Source organism: Ideonella paludis, from assembly GCF_018069865.1.
Lineage (GTDB): Bacteria > Pseudomonadota > Gammaproteobacteria > Burkholderiales > Burkholderiaceae_C > Ideonella > Ideonella paludis.
On record NZ_JAGQDG010000003.1, the window covers coordinates 507,100 to 522,919 of the forward strand.

The window sequence follows — 15,820 nt, forward strand, 5'->3', positions numbered from 1 at the left end:
CAACTGGCGCTGATATTTATATTTCAAACAGAGAGTTAAATTTACCAGTGGATCGCCCTGCTTTTGGCTGATTTATGCGAGTGTTGACATTAACGTGAGTCAGGGGGCTGGGTGTCGTTCATATGAGCTTGGGTATCTCGATTTTTTGCGGAATTGGGGTCATTATTGAAATATATATTTCTGGGTTGGAATATTCATCTCGCGTGCTCACCTTGGCATCTTCGGCCAGCCCTGCACGCTCTAAAGCGCAAGAGACCGCGCCTTCATGCAAAACGCCTCACCACCCAGGGGGCGTGAGGCGTTGATGGGGGCAGGGGGGGGCTGCTCAGCGCAGCACCCCGGTTGTGGCGTCAGTACCGCTCGCGCCAGGTCATGCGGCCCAGGTTGGCCTTGTTGGCGTGGGTCAAGGCCTTGCTGTTGGAGCCTGTGGGCGAGCTGCTGCTGCCGCTGCTGGTGCCACCGGACCACGAATGGGCCTGCCCCGTGTCCTGACCCAGGCTGGGCAGCAGCAGGGACATCTGCTGAGACTGCGTGGATGCAGAGCGCAAGATGGCGGGCGGGCCAAATTGCGCGCCACTGACGGCCATGCTGGTGGGGGACAGGGGTTTGTCGGAGTCTGGATCAAAGCGGTCTTGCCCGTCGATATTGCCGTCGCCATTGGTGTCAAAGGCGACGATGGGGCTGTAGCCATGCAACGGGTCCACCTCATTGAGCCACGAGCGGGGGCCGACACAGACATTGGTCTTTTCGCCCGGCGTGGTGGGCCGCAGCGAGGAGAACATCACCAAGCCGGTCGGCTGCACGCGGGGGGCCCCCACGCCGTGCTCATAAATGCCCAAGTCCACTCGCCAGCCCAGTTTGGCGCTGTAGTCCACGGTCAAGGGCTTCATGGCCCGGTACTCAATGCCGCTTTCTTTGCGCGGGTCATCCTTGCGGTAGAGGACCTTGGTGGTGTCGTAGCTGTTGCGCACCAGCTCAGGCATCTTCACTTCGGTGCCCTTGCCCTTGTCGAGAATGCCGTAGATGGCCTGGTTGGCGACGTTGTCGTCGCCTGTCAGTGGCGAGAGGTGCACGCCGGTCGAGAACACCACTTGCCAGCAGCGCTTGGCATTGGCTTTGGCACCGGGGGCACCACAGTCCTTGGCCAAGGGGTTCACCTGAACATAAGGGGCTTGGCTGATGGGTTGCTTCAGCTCGGTCTTGAACAGACGGGTGGCGCTCACGGCCTCCGGGTTGCGCACATCAAAGCGCCAGAGGTTGCCCTTCATGTCGCCCGCGTAGACCACGTCGACCTTGCCGTCGTAGTCGATGTCCACAGGCGTGGGCGTGTTCAAGCCGTTGTCAAAGGCCAGGTCGGGCTCTAGCGCGATGCCGGACCACACATTCTTCAATGACCAAGCCCGGTAGCGAGGCCCTTGGCCCGGCTTGTCCAGGTAGAAGGCGTAGAGCACGGGCGTGCCGGTGCCGCTGAATTGGTCTGCATCGTCCTCGCTGTCATTGCTCTGGATGCCATTGCCCACCAGCACCGCGCTGCGCGCATCACCCAGCTTGACCAGTTGGGCCGAGCTGATGCCCGCACCGTTGTCCGGCTGGCTGACGATCTTGCCCAGGTCTTTGAGGTCGGGCGCGCTGGCGTTGGTGTACTCAAAAATCACACCCCGGCCTTGCTTCAGATCCGTTTTGCTGATGTCGATGGCGGTGATGGCGCGTGCGCCTCGGCCATAGAGGATGACGGCCACTGCGCCCCAATCCGGGCTGGCATCCGTGCCCATGTTGACATGGCCGACGATGGGCACGTTGTCCACGAAGTAGGGCTTGTTGCGGATCTCGGCGGGGTTGAGGTCGCTGTAGTCTGCGGCGCGGCGCAGCATCACATCGGGCACAAAGGTCCACGCCTCGCTCAGCGAATCGCCCCGGGTTTCGTAGGCATGCAGGGCACCGTCATTGCCCCCGTAAATCGCCAAGGGGAAGTCCCGCAGTACGGTCTTGCGGTAGTTGGTGAAGCCTGGGAAGGAGGCTTCAGGCCGAGACTCTGCCGCCCAGTTGGGCAGGATCACGGGCGCAGAGCTGATGACCGGGCCCAAGGTGTAGCCATTGCGAGCGCGGAAGTTGCTCGCATCGGTGCCCTTGAGATAGGCCACACGGCCGAGGCCTTGGTTGTCGCGCACACCCTCATGGTTGAGGTTCAGCGCGTTGCGCTGCACCTCGGCCAGCTTGGCCCAGTCGAGATCGGTGACGCCCAGGAATTTGCTGTTATCGGTGGGCAAGCCCACCAGAAACTTGCGCTGGGAGATGAGCTTGGAGCTGTCCTGCGCCTTCTTGATCTTGGCAGGGTCGCTGTCAATCTGTCCCTTGGCATCGACGTTAAAAGCCCACAGATCGCCGCTGAAATACTGCAGTGACCAGCGGCCTTGCACGATCTGCGTGCGCGGGTCGCGCGGCCCGAGGTCGCTGACGTTCAGGCGCGGTGTGGTGGCAGACGGGAAGGCGGCATAGCCCGTGCTCAGGCCGCCGGGTGACATGACTTTGCTGGCCTTTTGCTCCTCGGAGAAGCCAGGCTGCGGTTTGTCGATGGCGCGGCTCTTCAGCACCACCTCGGCCTTGGTTTGGCATTCCGGAGAGGCTGGCGCTTTGCTGGCCACACAGACTTGGATGGGGTCGCCCTGATAGGTCAAGTCCACGCCAAACGCAACTTCCTGGGGCAAGGCCCCGGCCGATTGAAACTCCAGCGTGATCTTGAGCGTCGGATAGTCGGCATAGGGGATGCCGCCGGTGTCCTTGTCGTCCTTGGGGCCGATGTCCATGGCGTAGCTGCCATAGGTGAACTTGCGCCGTGGCGTGTACTTGTTCGGCAGCAAAGCGCCTTTGCCATCACGCAGCGTGACCAGCACATCGCTCAAGCCGCTTTGGCCGCCCCAGGCCAGGCTCGGGCTGAGGCGCAACTGGCCCCAGGCGGTGACTTTGGAGCGGCTGCCATCGCACTTGAAGTAGTCCAGCAGCGGCGCAAAGGTCAGCTCGGTTTCCTTGGGGATATTGACGGTCTTGCAAGGGCCGCCATCGCTGACATCAAAAATGGCGGCATTGGCATCGTCGCCGATCACCAAGAGGCAGTCCTTGCGTGTGGGGTCGAAGTGCGAGGAGTAAGGAACCCGAGCCGACACAGCCCAGGTGCCGCACATGGTGTCGCCTTTGGCGTTGTAGCAGCCCACTTGGCCATTGCCTGCGGCATAGAGCTTGCTGCCCTGGATGGCGTTCAGGTTGTGATAGCCCGAGCCCAAAAAGTTATAGGTGGACAAGAAGTTTCTATAGGTCTGCGAAGCGTCATAAACCTGCCCCGTGACGCTCACGCATTGGCCTGAGCTGGTGCAGGCCCCTCGCGGTGTGCCGTCGCCGTTGACGGAAGGGTAGGCCCCCGCGCCACCGCCGGCATTGACGCCGCCGCTGGGCCAACCTGCGCAAGCCCGGCCGGTGGCGCTATCGTGGCAGAAGAGTTGGCTGCTGTTGGGGCTGAAGTAAAGCTGAGTGCCCAGCGCCGTCGAGGTGCCCCAGCCGTTGAAGCTGCCCGGATAGCTGGTGCTGCCGCACACTTCGCGCTTTTCGATGTCAAAGCACACCAGTTGGCTGTTGTTGTTGAGCACGTAGTACTTGTTGCCGATGGTGTTGAAGTTGGTCAACTGTGTGTAGTTGGTGCCTTCGCCGATGCGCCAAGAGCCGCACGCTTGCCGAGTGTTGAGGTTCAGGCAGGTGATGTAGCTGCCTGTGCCATGCGTCACGCCCACAAACATCTCGCCGTTCTTGTAGTTCAGCGCCTCCATCGGGTTGTTGGGTGTGCCACCAGCGCCGCCGTTGGCCAGCGTCAAGGCTTGGCCGTTGCTGGGCCAGTTGGTGCAGTTTTGCCCGTCGCCGGCTTTGCGGCATTTCACGGGGGTGCCACCGTCCCAGTGGTGGTTGACCACGTACAGATTGCTGCCGTAGGGAATGATGCGATAGCCGTCCCCGGTGCCCGCAAAATTCACCGACTTGTCGATGGTGCCGGTGGCCGTCTTGAACTTGGTGCTGTAAAACCATTTCACCGCGGTCACTGGCGCACCGTTGGCTGGTTCGGTCTCGGTCCAGTTGCCATTGACCTGCCACTGCAGGCTGGTGTTGGCGGGCTTCTTCACTGAGCCTGCCACCCATGCGTGGCCGGGGGGCAGGCTCAGCTCGCCCTCGGATTCAAAGGGGCTGGCAATACGGGTGTCGAAGTAGCTGGTCCAGCGAATCGTGTCAAAGGGCTCCAGGTCGTACGTGCTGTTGATGGCCTGAGAGGTGCTGGGGGCAATGACTTGGCCGCTGATCTCCAGATAGCTGCCCAGGGGGGATTTGACTTGGCTTTGCGCCACGGCCCAGACCAAGACACTGCACCCGGCCACGCCCACGGCCCAGCGCATCGCCTTCAACACTGCCGATTTCGACCCACCCATGATTGACTCCGTGACAACTGTGGCCCACCCGTTGGTGAACTCCCACGGATTATCGAAAATCTGCATTCATTGCGGGGAATCACGGGTGCCGCAAAGCGTCAATATTCATCACTCGACGGGTAATATGAGTGACTCTCTATTTTGAGTGGCAGAGAATAGCTATCCGCGGCGATGATATTTAATATCGCGGGGATAGCCTTATTCTTGAGAATCTCTTTTGGGTGAGAGTTTGGGCGGCCTTTGCCCACGCGCGTGCGATCTACAGGGCCTTGAAGCGGCTCGCATAGATGCGGCTGACGGCCAAGCGCTCCGGGCGCTGGCGCAGGGTCAGGGTGACCTTGCCGGTCTCGTCGCGCAGGGCTTGCGCCACCTCACGCCACTGCACCACCGTGCCACGGTGAATCTGCCAAAACTGTTGGGGGTCCAACTGCCCCATTAATTCTCGGAGCGACAGACGGATCAAATGCTCTTTGTCGGCAGTGAGCACCCGCACATATTTATCGGCAGCTTCGAAGTAAATCACTTCGTCGACCGGCACCAAGCTAATATTTGCGCCCTGCGAAACCTGCAGCACTTGCAGGCGTTCCGGGCTGGCCGACGGGGCCGCCGAGGTGCTCAACAAGGCGCGCAAACGGGCCAGCAAGTGGGCGTCTTCGTGGGGCTCGGCTACGGCCGAGGAGGGGGCGGGCGCAGGCGGGTTGAGACGAGCTTGCAGTCGCTCGCAACAGGCCTTCAGTCGCTCCGGCTGTACGGGCTTGAGCAGATAGTCGGCCGCGGCCCGCTCAAAGGCCTGCAAGGCATAGTGGTCGTAGGCCGTCACAAACACGATCAGCGGCAAGGGGCGATCACTGGGCCACTCTTCGATGATGGCTTGGGCTGCTTCCAGGCCATCGCGGCCGGGCATGCGAATGTCCAGCCACAAGACCGTGGGCTGATGCTGCAGCGCCAGGCTGACCGCCTCGTCGCCATCTTGGGCCAGCGCCACCACGCGCAACTCGGGCCAGGCCCGGGCCAATTCGGTTTGCAAGGCACGGGCGAGCAGGGGCTCGTCTTCGGCGATCAGCGCAGTGAGTGTCATGTCGCGGTCACAGGGAGGTCGATCTGAGCCACCGTGCCGCCGCCCTCGCGGGGCTGCAGGCTGAAGTGGGCGGCGGCGCCGTGCAGCGTGGCCAGGCGTTCGCGAATCTGGGTCAGGCCAAAGCCCGAGCCGGGCGCGTTGCTGGGCCGGGCAGCCAAGCCAGCGCCCGAGTCTTCCACACGCAAGCGCAGCAACTCACCCTCGCGGTGGGCAGACACCCGCAGCAAGCCGCCGGGCCGGTGTGGCTCCAGGCCATGCTTGATGGCGTTTTCCACCAAGGGCTGCAGGAGCAGGGGCGGCATGGGCAGGGCAGCGGCGTCGGGCGCCACATCAAACTCTACGGTGAGGCGTGAGCCCATGCGGATCTGCATCAGGGCCAAGTAGTCTTGCAAGCGGGCGACCTCGGCCGACACCGCATGGGCGGGGCTGCGGCTGGCATTCAGCGTGGCGCGCAGGTAGTCGATCAGGCGGTCCAGCATGTGCTGAGCCTCTTGCGGGTCCAGCCCGATCAAGGCGCGCAAGTTGGCCAAGGTGTTGAAGAGCATGTGCGGCTCTAACTGGCTCTCCAGCAGGCGCAGCTTGGCCTCGGTGGCGTGGCGCAGGGCTTGTTCGGCCTCCGCTTGCGCAGCGGCCAGGCGCGCACGGCTGCGGAACAGCCAGGTCCCGGCCAGCGAAGGCAGCAAGGAGATCGCAAAGATCACGCCCCAGGTGTGCAGGCTGGGGCTGAGCCAGTTGGTGGTGTGACCCAAGAGCGCATCGCCGACGCGCGAGCCAATGATCATGCCGCCCAGCACGCTGGCCACGATCAACACGCCGGTGGTCAGCGCATTGGGCCAGCCGTCCTGGGTGGGGTGGCCGCGACGGGCCCGGTAGAGGCTGATGCCGCGCAGGCCCAGGTTGATGAACAAGGCGCAGAGGTTGCCGATCAGCAGCGAATACAGTGCGGCAGGCCACCAAGGCGTGCCCAGCAGGGCCAGCACCAACGCCACGACCAAGCACAGGGCTTGCGTGGCGGGGAGGCTTTTAAGGTAGTCCGGCCAGAAGGAAATGACTTGGGGGGAGCAAGGGTCAGGCTGCATCGGCACGCATGGTGCCATAGGCCCCGCTGGTTTCTGGCCTGGATGCGATGAAGGGTCGCAGGTGGGCGCTAACCCTGCCGGGGCTGGCGCCAGTGGTGTCAGCGCCGCTTGCTGCCGCCGCCCAGAATGCCGCCCAGCACGCCGCGAATGATCTCGCGGCCCACCGCGGTGCCCATGGTGCGGATGGCCGACTTGGCCGCCATCTGGGCCAGGCCATCCCGCTGGCCGCCGCGCGGGCCGGTGGAGCCAAAGAGCAGGTCGCTCAGGCCGCCCATTAGGCCGCCACTGGCCTCTTCGGCCGCGCCCTTGGCGGCGTCCATCATGCCGCCCTTGGTGGCGTTCGCGGCTTCTTGGGCCAAGCCGCCACTGGCGCCGCTGGCGGTCGTTGCGCCGCCCTTGAGCTTTTCATAGGCCGATTCGCGGTCGACGGTCTTCTCATAGACACCCGCGACCAGGGACTGCTGCAACAACTGCTGGCGCTGCGCCGCGGTGATGGGGCCGATCTGGCTGCCCGGCGGCAGCACAAACACGCGCTCGGTCACGCTGGGGCGGCCCTTGGCGTCCAAGAAGCTGATCAAGGCTTCGCCCACACCCAACTCGGTGATGACGGTGGCAATGTCCAGCCCAGGGTTGGCGCGCATGGTTTCAGCCGCGCTCTTGACGGCCTTTTGGTCGCGCGGCGTGAAGGCGCGCAGCGCGTGCTGCACCCGGTTGCCCAGCTGGCCCAGCACGGTGTCGGGCACGTCCAGCGGGTTTTGCGTCACAAAGTAGACGCCCACGCCCTTGGAGCGCACCAAGCGGACCACCAGCTCAATGCGCTCGACCAGGGCGGCCGGGGCATCTTTGAACAAGAGGTGGGCTTCGTCGAAGAAGAACACCAGCTTGGGCTTGTCCAGGTCACCCACCTCGGGCAGGGTCTCGAACAGCTCCGACAGCATCCACAGCAAGAAGGTGGCGTAGAGCCGGGGCGCGTTCATCAGCTTGTCGGCGGCCAGGATGTTGATGACACCTTGGCCTTGCACCGTTTGCATGAAGTCGGCGATGTTGAGCATGGGCTCGCCGAAGAACTTGTCGCCGCCTTGCTCTTCAATCTGCAGCAAGCCGCGCTGAATGGCGCCGATGCTGGCCGGGCTGATGTTGCCGTATTCGGTGGTGAACTGGCTGCTGTTGTCGCCCACGTACTGCAGCATGGCGCGCAGGTCTTTGAGGTCCAGCAGCAGCAGGCCGTTGTCGTCGGCCACCTTGAACACCAGGCTCAGCACGCCGGCTTGCGTCTCGTTCAGGGCCAGCATGCGGGCCAGCAGCAGCGGGCCCATGTCCGAGATGGTGGCGCGCACGGGGTGTCCGGCCTCGCCAAACACATCCCACAGCGTGGTGGGGCAGGCCAGGGGCTCGGGGGTGGGCAGGGCGCGCTCTTTGAGGATGCCGGCCAGCTTCTCAGAGATGCTGCCGCGCTGCGAGATGCCGGTCAGGTCGCCCTTGACGTCGGCCAGGAACACCGGCACGCCCAGCTTGGAGAAGTTCTCAGCCAGGTTTTGCAAGGTGATGGTCTTGCCGGTGCCGGTGGCCCCGGTGATCAGGCCATGGCGGTTGGCCAGTTGCGGCAGGAGGTGGCAGGCAACATCGCCATGCTGGGCAACAAGGATCGGATCAGCCACAAGCGGTCTCCACGCAGAAAGAGTGAGAAAATCAGAGTCTATCCAAGAACACTGCATCGCCAGGCCCCTGGGCGCTGGCAGGAGAAATACGCCATGGCAGGGCATTCCAAATGGGCCAATATCCAACACCGTAAAGGCCGTCAAGACGAAAAGCGCGGCAAGGTTTGGACCCGCATCACCCGTGAAATCATCGTCGCTGCGCGCCAAGGCGGCGGCGACGTGGCCATGAACCCACGCTTGCGTTTGGCCATTGAAAAGGCCAAGGCGGCCAATATGCCGGCCGACAACATCAAGCGCAATGTCGATAAAGCCACGGGCAACCTCGACGGCGTGACCTACGAGGAAATCCGCTACGAAGGCTATGGCATTGGCGGCGCGGCCATCATCGTGGACTGCATGACGGACAACCGTGTCCGCACCGTGGCCGAAGTGCGCCACGCCTTCAGCAAGCACGGCGGCAACCTCGGCACCGAGGGCTCGGTGGCCTTCCAGTTCAAGCACTGCGGCCAGTTGGTGTTTGCGCCGGGCACCTCCGAAGACAAGGTCATGGAAGTGGCTTTGGAGGCTGGCGCTGAAGACGTGGTGACCGGTGACGATGGCTCGATTGAAGTGCTGTGTGCCCCCACTGACTTTGAAGCCGTGAAAAAGGCGCTCGAAGCCGCTGGCTTGGCCGCAGAGATCGCCGAGGTGACCATGCGGGCGGAGAACACCATCGCGCTGGCGGGTGATGACGCCGCCCGGATGCAGAAGCTGCTGGATGTGATCGAAGATCTGGACGACGTCCAAGACGTGTTCCACAACGCAGAGTTGGACGAGTGAAGCCCGGTCTCTTCAGTGCCGCAGCCTGAAGCCCACCCGCTCGCGCTGCCCCGGGCTGCACACGCCACTTCCGCCTGGGTTGAAGGCCTGTGGCTGCTGGTGAGCATCGGCCTGATCTGGGCCTTGTACGCGCTGTCGCTGTCTGCCTTGCAGGCCACCAAACTGGCGGTGCTGGCGCTGCCGGCTTGGCTGCTGCTGGGGCGATGGCAGCCCCGGGCTGCGACGGGCCTTTGGCTGCGCCGCGCCGTCCTGGCGCTGTGGGTGGCCGCATTCGTGGCTGACGCTGTGGTCAGGGCCTACCTCTGGCAGGCTTATGGCAGTGCGCCGGACAGCGCCAAGATGTTGATGGCGGTGGCCAACACGGCAGCCGAAGAGACCGCCGAGTACCTGCAGCACGCCAAGGTTCGATTGCTGGGCTGGGGCCTGTTCGGCCTGGTGGTCTGGGCCGTGCTGCTGTGGGCGGCGCCACAGGCCCTGGCAGCCGGGGCCCGCTGGGCGCGCTGGAGCGGGGGGCTCAAGGCGCCGACATGGGAGCAAGCGCGGCGGCTGTTGGGGGCCCTGTTGGTTCTGCTGATGTTGGCGGCCTATGCTAGCAAGCCATGGCGACGCCTGCACCCGGTGCTGTGGTGGCCCGCGTGGTCAGTGGTGGTGGCCGACACCCGTGCCACCTGGCATGACTGGGAGCTGCAGCGGGATGCTTGGCTGAGCGCTGGGCAGTCGAGCGGCGTGACCATCGCGCCGGATGCGCCACGCACCGTCATGCTGGTGATCACCGACAGTGTCAACCGCGACAACTTGAGCCTGTATGGCTACGGCCGGCCGACCACCCCCTTGCTGGATCAGGAGAAGAGCCAGCTGAGCATCATGCGCAACGCGTGGTCGGTGGCGGCCAACACGCTGATGACAATACCCAGCATGCTGCGGCTCCAGGCCTCCAGGCCTCCAGGACGCCCACGGCTTTGGCGGTGAATGCCCAGCCGCCGGCGGCGCAAGATGTGCTGGCGCTGGCTCGCGCAGCGGGCTATGAGGTGCATTGGATCAGCAACCACGATGACTTGGCCATCCAGCAGCGCCATGGCGCTCTGGCCCAGGAGCAGGCCTACCCCAATCACACGCCGGGCCGGGCCAGCAAGTCGCTGGACGAGGTCGTGCTGCCCTATGTCGAGCAAGCGCTGGCGCGAGGGGCCAAACATAAGCTGGTGGTGGTTCACCTCCTGGGCGCGCACCCTCACTACAGCGCCCGCTTCCCCGAGTCGTTCGAGAAGTTCGGCGACAATGACGCCGTGGCACAGCAGATGCGCGAGCAAGGGCGCTGGCCTTGGATACGGCACTTGCGCCATGACTACGACACCAGCTTGCGCTACCACGACCAAGTGCTTTCCCGCCTCTTGACTCTGACGCAGGCCCAGGCCTCAAAGGGGCCGGCCACCTGGATCATGGTGTCAGACCATGGCCAAGAAGTCGGGCATCAACGCAATCACACGGGGCACAGCCCCAGCACGCCGGCAGGCTATCGCATTCCTTTGGTCGTGTGGCGCGATCGCGGCCTGTGGCCCGAGGCCATCACGCAGCAGCCAGTGCGGGGGGATTGGCTGGGCATGACCTTGGTCTCTCTGTTGGGTTTGGAGTGGAGCGGGTACGATCCGTCCCGCGATGTCACCCACCCCCTCTACCAGTGGCAGCCCCCGGCGCTTGCAACGGCGGTCCCCGATTTTCGACATTGACCCCTTTTTTCGACTCATCCATCTGGCAAGACCATGAACATTCTCGTCATCGGCAGCGGCGGCCGCGAGCACGCCCTGGCCTGGAAGCTGGCCGCCAGCGACAAAGTGCAGCAGGTGTTTGTGGCACCGGGCAACGGCGGCACGGCGCTGGACAAGCGCCTGAGCAACCTGGCCATCACTGACCCGCATTTGCTGGCCGACTTTGCCCTGGAGAACAAAGTGGGCTTGACGGTGGTGGGCCCCGAAGCGCCGCTGTCGCAAGGCGTGGTCGATATCTTCCGGGCCCGCGGCCTGCGCATCTTTGGCCCCACCCAGGCGGCGGCCCAGTTGGAGAGCTCCAAGGCCTTTGCCAAGGCTTTCATGGCGCGCCATGGCATCCCCACGGCGGCTTACGGCACCTTCTCGGACCCGGCCGAGGCCCATGCTTACATCGACAAGATCGGTGCGCCGATTGTGGTCAAGGCCGACGGCTTGGCGGCGGGCAAGGGCGTGGTCGTGGCGATGAGCCTGGACGAGGCCCACGAAGCCGTGCGCTTCATGCTCGAGGACAACACCCTGGGCGTGGTGCACAACGCCGGCGGCGCGCGGGTGGTGATTGAAGAATTTTTGCAAGGCGAGGAAGCCAGCTTCATCGTGCTGTGCGATGGCAAGAACGTGCTGCCCCTGGCCACCAGCCAAGACCACAAGCGCATTGGCGACGGTGACACCGGCCCCAACACCGGCGGCATGGGCGCTTATTCGCCCGCACCGGTGGTCACGCCCAATGTACATGCGCGGGCCATGCAAGAGATCATCTTGCCCACCATTGCGGGCATGGCCAAAGACGGGGTGCCGTTCACGGGCTTCCTCTATGCCGGGCTGATGATCTCGCCCGAAGGCCAGGTCAAGACCCTGGAGTTCAACACCCGCATGGGCGACCCCGAAACCCAGCCCATCATGATGCGCTTGAAGAGCGATCTGGTGGACGTGCTGCTGCATGCCACCGACGGCACGCTGGACCAGGTCGAGCTGCAATGGGACCGCCGCGTGGCGCTGGGCGTGGTGATGGCTGCCGCCGGCTACCCCGCTGCACCGCGCAAGGGTGATGTCATCACCGGCCTGCCCGCCAACCCGGCGGGCACCGAGGACGCGGTGGTGTTCCACGCCGGCACGGCCTGGCAGGGCGGTGAGCTCACCGTCACCGGCGGTCGTGTCTTGTGCGTCACCGCCTTGGGTGACAGCGTCAAAGCCGCCCAGCAGCATGCTTATGCCGCGCTGGCGCCGATTCAATTCAACGGGGCGCAGTGGCGCACAGACATTGGACACCGCGCCCTCATCAAGCGCTGAGCGCGCCGCCTCAGCCAGCACGCCGCAAACCGTGGCGCTGTCGCCGTGGCTGACAGAGCGGCCGATTCAAACCCGAGGGTTTGGCGTGGCGCGCGCCTTGCTCAAGCTCGCGGGCTGGGAGTTGGTGTGGCAAGGCCTGCCCAGCCAGCAGGGCGTTTTTCTGGGCTACCCGCACACCTCCAACTGGGACTTTGTCATCGGCCTGCTGCTGAAGTGGGGCACGGGCATGCAGGTCAAGTTCTGGGGCAAGGACAGCTTGTTCAAGGTGCCGGTGTTTGGCGCTTGGATGCGCTGGCTTGGGGGCCTGCCTGTCGACCGCAGCAGCGCCAACGGCATGGTCGGCTCCATGGTCGACCGCTTCAACGCCGCCAAGGCTCAAGACCAGCTCTTGTGGCTGGCCGTCACGCCCGAGGGCACGCGCAGCTACGTGCCTTACTGGAAGTCCGGCTTCTACCAAGTCGCCGTGCAAGCCCAGGTGCCGGTGGGCTTGGTGGTGTTCGACTTCAAGCGCAAGCGCGTGGGCGTCGACCACTTCTTGCGCCTGAGCGGCAACCCCGATATTGACCTGCCGCTCATCGCCGCCTACTACGCCGATGTGCAAGGCAAGCGGCCCGCCTTGGCCGGGCCGGTTCGTTTTAAATGACACAGCGAGGCTGATGTGAGTTTTGATTCTTCCGCGCTGCGCGCCTATTTCTTGGGCCTGCAAGAGCGCATCGTCAGCCGGGCTGAAGCCCTGGACGGCACGCCCTTTGTGACCGATGCCTGGACGCGCGGCCCGGAAGAGCGCCTGCAAGGCGACGGCATCACCCGCCTGGTCGAAAACGGCGGCCTGCTGGAGCGCGGCGGCTGCAACTTCAGCCATGTGCGCGGCCCGGCCATGCCGCCGTCGGCCACCCAGCACCGGCCCGAGCTGGCGGGCGCACCCTTTGAAGCCATGGGCGTGTCCTTGGTCTTTCACCCCCGCAACCCCTATGTGCCGACCGTGCACATGAACGTGCGCTGCTTCCTGGCCAAGCCGGCAGGGCGCGAACCTGTGCTGTGGTTTGGCGGCGGCATGGACCTCACGCCCTATTACGGCCAAGAAGAAGACGCGGCGCATTTCCACCGCACCTGCCAAAAGGCACTGGCACCCTTTGGCGAGGGTCTCTTTCCGCGCTTCAAGACCTGGTGCGACGAATACTTCTTCTTAAAGCATCGCCAAGAGCCGCGCGGCATTGGCGGCGTGTTTTTTGATGACTTTGCCGAGCTGGGCACCGAGGGCAGCTTTGCCATGACTCGCGCGGTCGGCGATGCGTTCTTGGACGCTTGGGTGCCTATTGCCCAGGCGCGTCGCGACACGCCCTATGGCGAGCGCGAGCGGGACTTCCAAGCCTACCGCCGTGGCCGCTATGTCGAGTTCAACCTGGTGTTTGACCGCGGCACTTTGTTCGGCCTGCAGTCGGGCGGGCGTACTGAAGCCATCCTGATGTCCATGCCGCCCGAGGTGAAGTGGCGCTACCAGTGGGCGCCCGAGCCGGGCACGCCCGAGGCCCGGCTCTACACCGACTTCCTGCGGCCGCGTGATTGGGCCGCCTGGGCCCCTGACGCATGACGCAGCCAGAGGGGCTGAGTGCAGAGGCGGGCCTGGAGGACGGCCCCGTGCAGCCCATCGGCTTGTTCGGTGGCAGCTTCAACCCGCCGCACCTGGCCCACCTGGCCCTGGCCCGCTTGGCCTTTGAGCAATTGGGCCTCGCCAAGGTGCTGTGGGTGCCGGCCGGCCAGCCTTGGCAAAAGGCCGGGCAAGAGGTCTCGCACGGCCCGCACCGCGCGGCCATGGTGGCCGAGCTGATCGCCGGCGAGCCGGGCTTTGCACTCGATGAGCGCGAGATCCAACGCAGCGGCCCGAGCTACACCTTGGTGACTGTCAGACAATTGCAGGCTGAACACCCCGGTGCGGAAATCGTGCTCATCATCGGCCAAGACCAATATGCCCGGCTTCACACCTGGCATGGGGCGGCCGAGTTGCTGGCGGCGGTGACCTTGGCCGTGGCGGGCCGAGAAGGGCAAGCGCCTGAGCCTTCCGAGGTGCTGGCAGGGCTGCCACACCGCATCATGCCCCTGCCTTTGCCCAGGCTGGATATCAGTTCAACCCAGATCCGCGCGCGGGTGAAGGCTGGCGAGCCGGTGGATTCGCTGGTCGGCACCCGAGTTGCGCGCTATATTGACCATCACCACCTTTACCAGGGCACACCCTGAATGGACATTCGTAAACTCCAACGCGCCATCGTCGACGCTCTCGAAGACGTCAAGGCCCAAGACATCGTCGTCTACAACACCGAGCATCTCTCGGCGCTTTTTGAGCGCGTGATCATCGCCTCAGGCACCAGCAACCGTCAGACCAAAGCGCTGGCCTCCAGCGTGCGCGAGACGGTCAAGGGCCGGGGCCTGCAGATCATGCGCACCGAAGGCGAGGACAACGGTGAGTGGATCATCGTCGACTGCGGTGCGGCGGTGGCCCACATCATGCAGCCGGCCATCCGCGCCTACTACAACCTCGAAGAAATCTGGGGCGGCAAGCCCGTCAACGTCAAGCTGGGCGCTGCCAAGGGCCTGGTCAAGGCCGAGGGCGCAGAGGACGACGAGGACGAGGCCAAGCCCGCCAAGAAAGTGGCGCGCAAGACGCTCAATGCCAAAGCGGCCAAGCCGGGCAAGGCTGCGTCCACCGCCTCCTCGGCGGCCGGCAAAGCGGCCCTGGGTGCCGCTGCGAGCAAAACGGCTGCCGGCAAGGCTGCGCCGGCCAAGGCCGCGGCCAAAGTGGCCGCCAAGCCCAGCGCACCGCGCAAGGTCAGCGTGGGCACCACGGCGGCGGCCAAGACAGCCGCCGCCAAGGCGCCTGCCACCCGCCGCAAGGCTGCCGAGCCCGTGACCACCGTGGTGGTGCTGGCCAGCGGCAAGAAGGTGACCAAGTCGGCCTCCAAGGCGCCGCTCAAGGCCGCTGCCGCCAAGGTGGCGGCCAAGACCGGCAGCAGCCGCCCCGCCGCCAAGGTTGCAGCGCCTAAGGCGGCACCCGCCAAAGCCGCACCGAAAGCGGCACCTAAGGCCGCCGCCAAGGCACCGGCCAAGACGGCGGCTCGCAAGGCCGTGACGGTCACCGCAGGCAAGCTGGCGCCCAAGCGCAAGGCCTAACGGCTTTCGTGAGGCGCTCACCGTAGGCGAGCTTTATGCAGATCATCCTCGCCGCGGTGGGCCAGCGTCAGCCCGCCTGGGCGGACGCCGCTTATGACGACTTTGCCAAGCGCTTCCCAGCGGAAGCGCGTTTGGTGCTCAAGGCCGTCAAGGCCGAGCCGCGCGGCTCACGCTCCGCAGAGCAGATGATGGCGGCCGAAGCCCAACGCCTCGAAGCTGCCGTGCCCAAAGGCGTGCGCCGCGTGGTGCTGGACGAGCGCGGCACCCGCATGACCACGGTGCAACTGGCCGAGCGCATGGAGTTCTGGCTGGGCGACGGCCGCGATGTGGCCTTCTTCATTGGCGGGCCGGACGGCCTGCATCCCAGCCTCAAGGCCACAGCGGACGAAACCCTGCGGCTGTCTGACCTGACCTTGCCCCACGCCTTTGTGCGCGTGATGCTGGCCGAGGCGCTCTACCGCGCCTGGACCCTGCGCAACGGCCACCCCTATCACCGAGAGTGACCCGC

13 protein-coding genes are annotated in these 15,820 nt (G+C 64.8%); 9 read left to right on the forward strand and 4 right to left on the reverse strand.

Annotated elements, in window-relative coordinates; translation table 11 throughout:
- Positions 1-350: 350 nt before the first annotated feature.
- The 4 genes from KAK11_RS10100 to KAK11_RS10115 all read right to left on the reverse strand — a co-directional run bounded on the left by KAK11_RS10100 (position 351) and on the right by KAK11_RS10115 (position 8,278).
- Positions 351-4,463, reverse strand: coding sequence for a pilus assembly protein (locus KAK11_RS10100; RefSeq protein ID WP_210808835.1), 4,113 nt, complete (start codon positions 4,461-4,463; stop codon positions 351-353).
- A gap of 259 nt (positions 4,464-4,722) precedes the next feature.
- Complete coding sequence (locus KAK11_RS10105) at positions 4,723-5,541, reverse strand: LytR/AlgR family response regulator transcription factor (protein ID WP_210808837.1); 819 nt, start codon at positions 5,539-5,541, stop codon at positions 4,723-4,725.
- A complete protein-coding gene (locus KAK11_RS10110) occupies positions 5,538-6,620 on the reverse strand; it encodes a sensor histidine kinase (RefSeq protein WP_210808839.1) in 1,083 nt (360 codons plus the stop codon). Before KAK11_RS10110 ends, KAK11_RS10105 begins: the two co-directional genes overlap by 4 nt.
- Before the next feature lie 98 nt (positions 6,621-6,718).
- On the reverse strand, positions 6,719-8,278 hold the full coding sequence (locus KAK11_RS10115; RefSeq protein ID WP_210808841.1) for a helicase HerA-like domain-containing protein: 1,560 nt from the start codon (positions 8,276-8,278) through the stop codon (positions 6,719-6,721).
- 93 nt (positions 8,279-8,371) lie between these two features.
- Here KAK11_RS10115 and KAK11_RS10120 point away from each other — a divergent pair, with 93 nt between their 5' ends.
- Genes KAK11_RS10120 through rlmH form a run of 9 tightly spaced genes read left to right on the forward strand, consistent with a single transcriptional unit; the run spans position 8,372 to position 15,815 of the window.
- Entirely contained in the window at positions 8,372-9,097 is a 726-nt protein-coding gene (locus KAK11_RS10120; protein WP_210808843.1) for a YebC/PmpR family DNA-binding transcriptional regulator, read from the forward strand.
- A 15-nt stretch (positions 9,098-9,112) separates the two neighbouring features.
- The gene (locus KAK11_RS22185; protein ID WP_210808845.1) at positions 9,113-10,066 is read left to right on the forward strand and encodes a sulfatase-like hydrolase/transferase; all 954 of its coding nucleotides are present in this window, start codon (positions 9,113-9,115) and stop codon (positions 10,064-10,066) included.
- The gene (locus tag KAK11_RS10130) at positions 10,063-10,821 is read left to right on the forward strand and encodes a sulfatase-like hydrolase/transferase (RefSeq protein ID WP_210808847.1); all 759 of its coding nucleotides are present in this window, start codon (positions 10,063-10,065) and stop codon (positions 10,819-10,821) included. The genes KAK11_RS22185 and KAK11_RS10130 overlap by 4 nt, the downstream gene beginning before the upstream one ends.
- 33 nt (positions 10,822-10,854) lie before the next feature.
- Positions 10,855-12,147: a phosphoribosylamine--glycine ligase gene (gene purD, locus KAK11_RS10135; protein ID WP_210808849.1), complete on the forward strand. Its 1,293-nt coding sequence runs from the start codon at positions 10,855-10,857 to the stop codon at positions 12,145-12,147.
- Positions 12,119-12,790 carry a 1-acyl-sn-glycerol-3-phosphate acyltransferase gene (locus tag KAK11_RS10140; RefSeq protein WP_210808851.1) on the forward strand — a complete coding sequence of 224 codons (672 nt, stop codon included), beginning with the start codon at positions 12,119-12,121 and terminating at the stop codon, positions 12,788-12,790. Before purD ends, KAK11_RS10140 begins: the two co-directional genes overlap by 29 nt.
- 15 nt (positions 12,791-12,805) lie before the next feature.
- Complete coding sequence (hemF, locus tag KAK11_RS10145) at positions 12,806-13,738, forward strand: oxygen-dependent coproporphyrinogen oxidase (RefSeq protein ID WP_210808853.1); 933 nt, start codon at positions 12,806-12,808, stop codon at positions 13,736-13,738.
- A complete protein-coding gene (gene nadD / locus KAK11_RS10150; protein WP_210808854.1) occupies positions 13,735-14,382 on the forward strand; it encodes a nicotinate-nucleotide adenylyltransferase in 648 nt (215 codons plus the stop codon). Before hemF ends, nadD begins: the two co-directional genes overlap by 4 nt.
- Positions 14,383-15,312, forward strand: coding sequence for a ribosome silencing factor (gene rsfS / locus KAK11_RS10155; protein WP_210808855.1), 930 nt, complete (start codon positions 14,383-14,385; stop codon positions 15,310-15,312).
- A gap of 35 nt (positions 15,313-15,347) precedes the next feature.
- Entirely contained in the window at positions 15,348-15,815 is a 468-nt protein-coding gene (gene rlmH / locus KAK11_RS10160) for a 23S rRNA (pseudouridine(1915)-N(3))-methyltransferase RlmH (protein ID WP_210808856.1), read from the forward strand.
- Positions 15,816-15,820 lie beyond the last annotated feature (5 nt).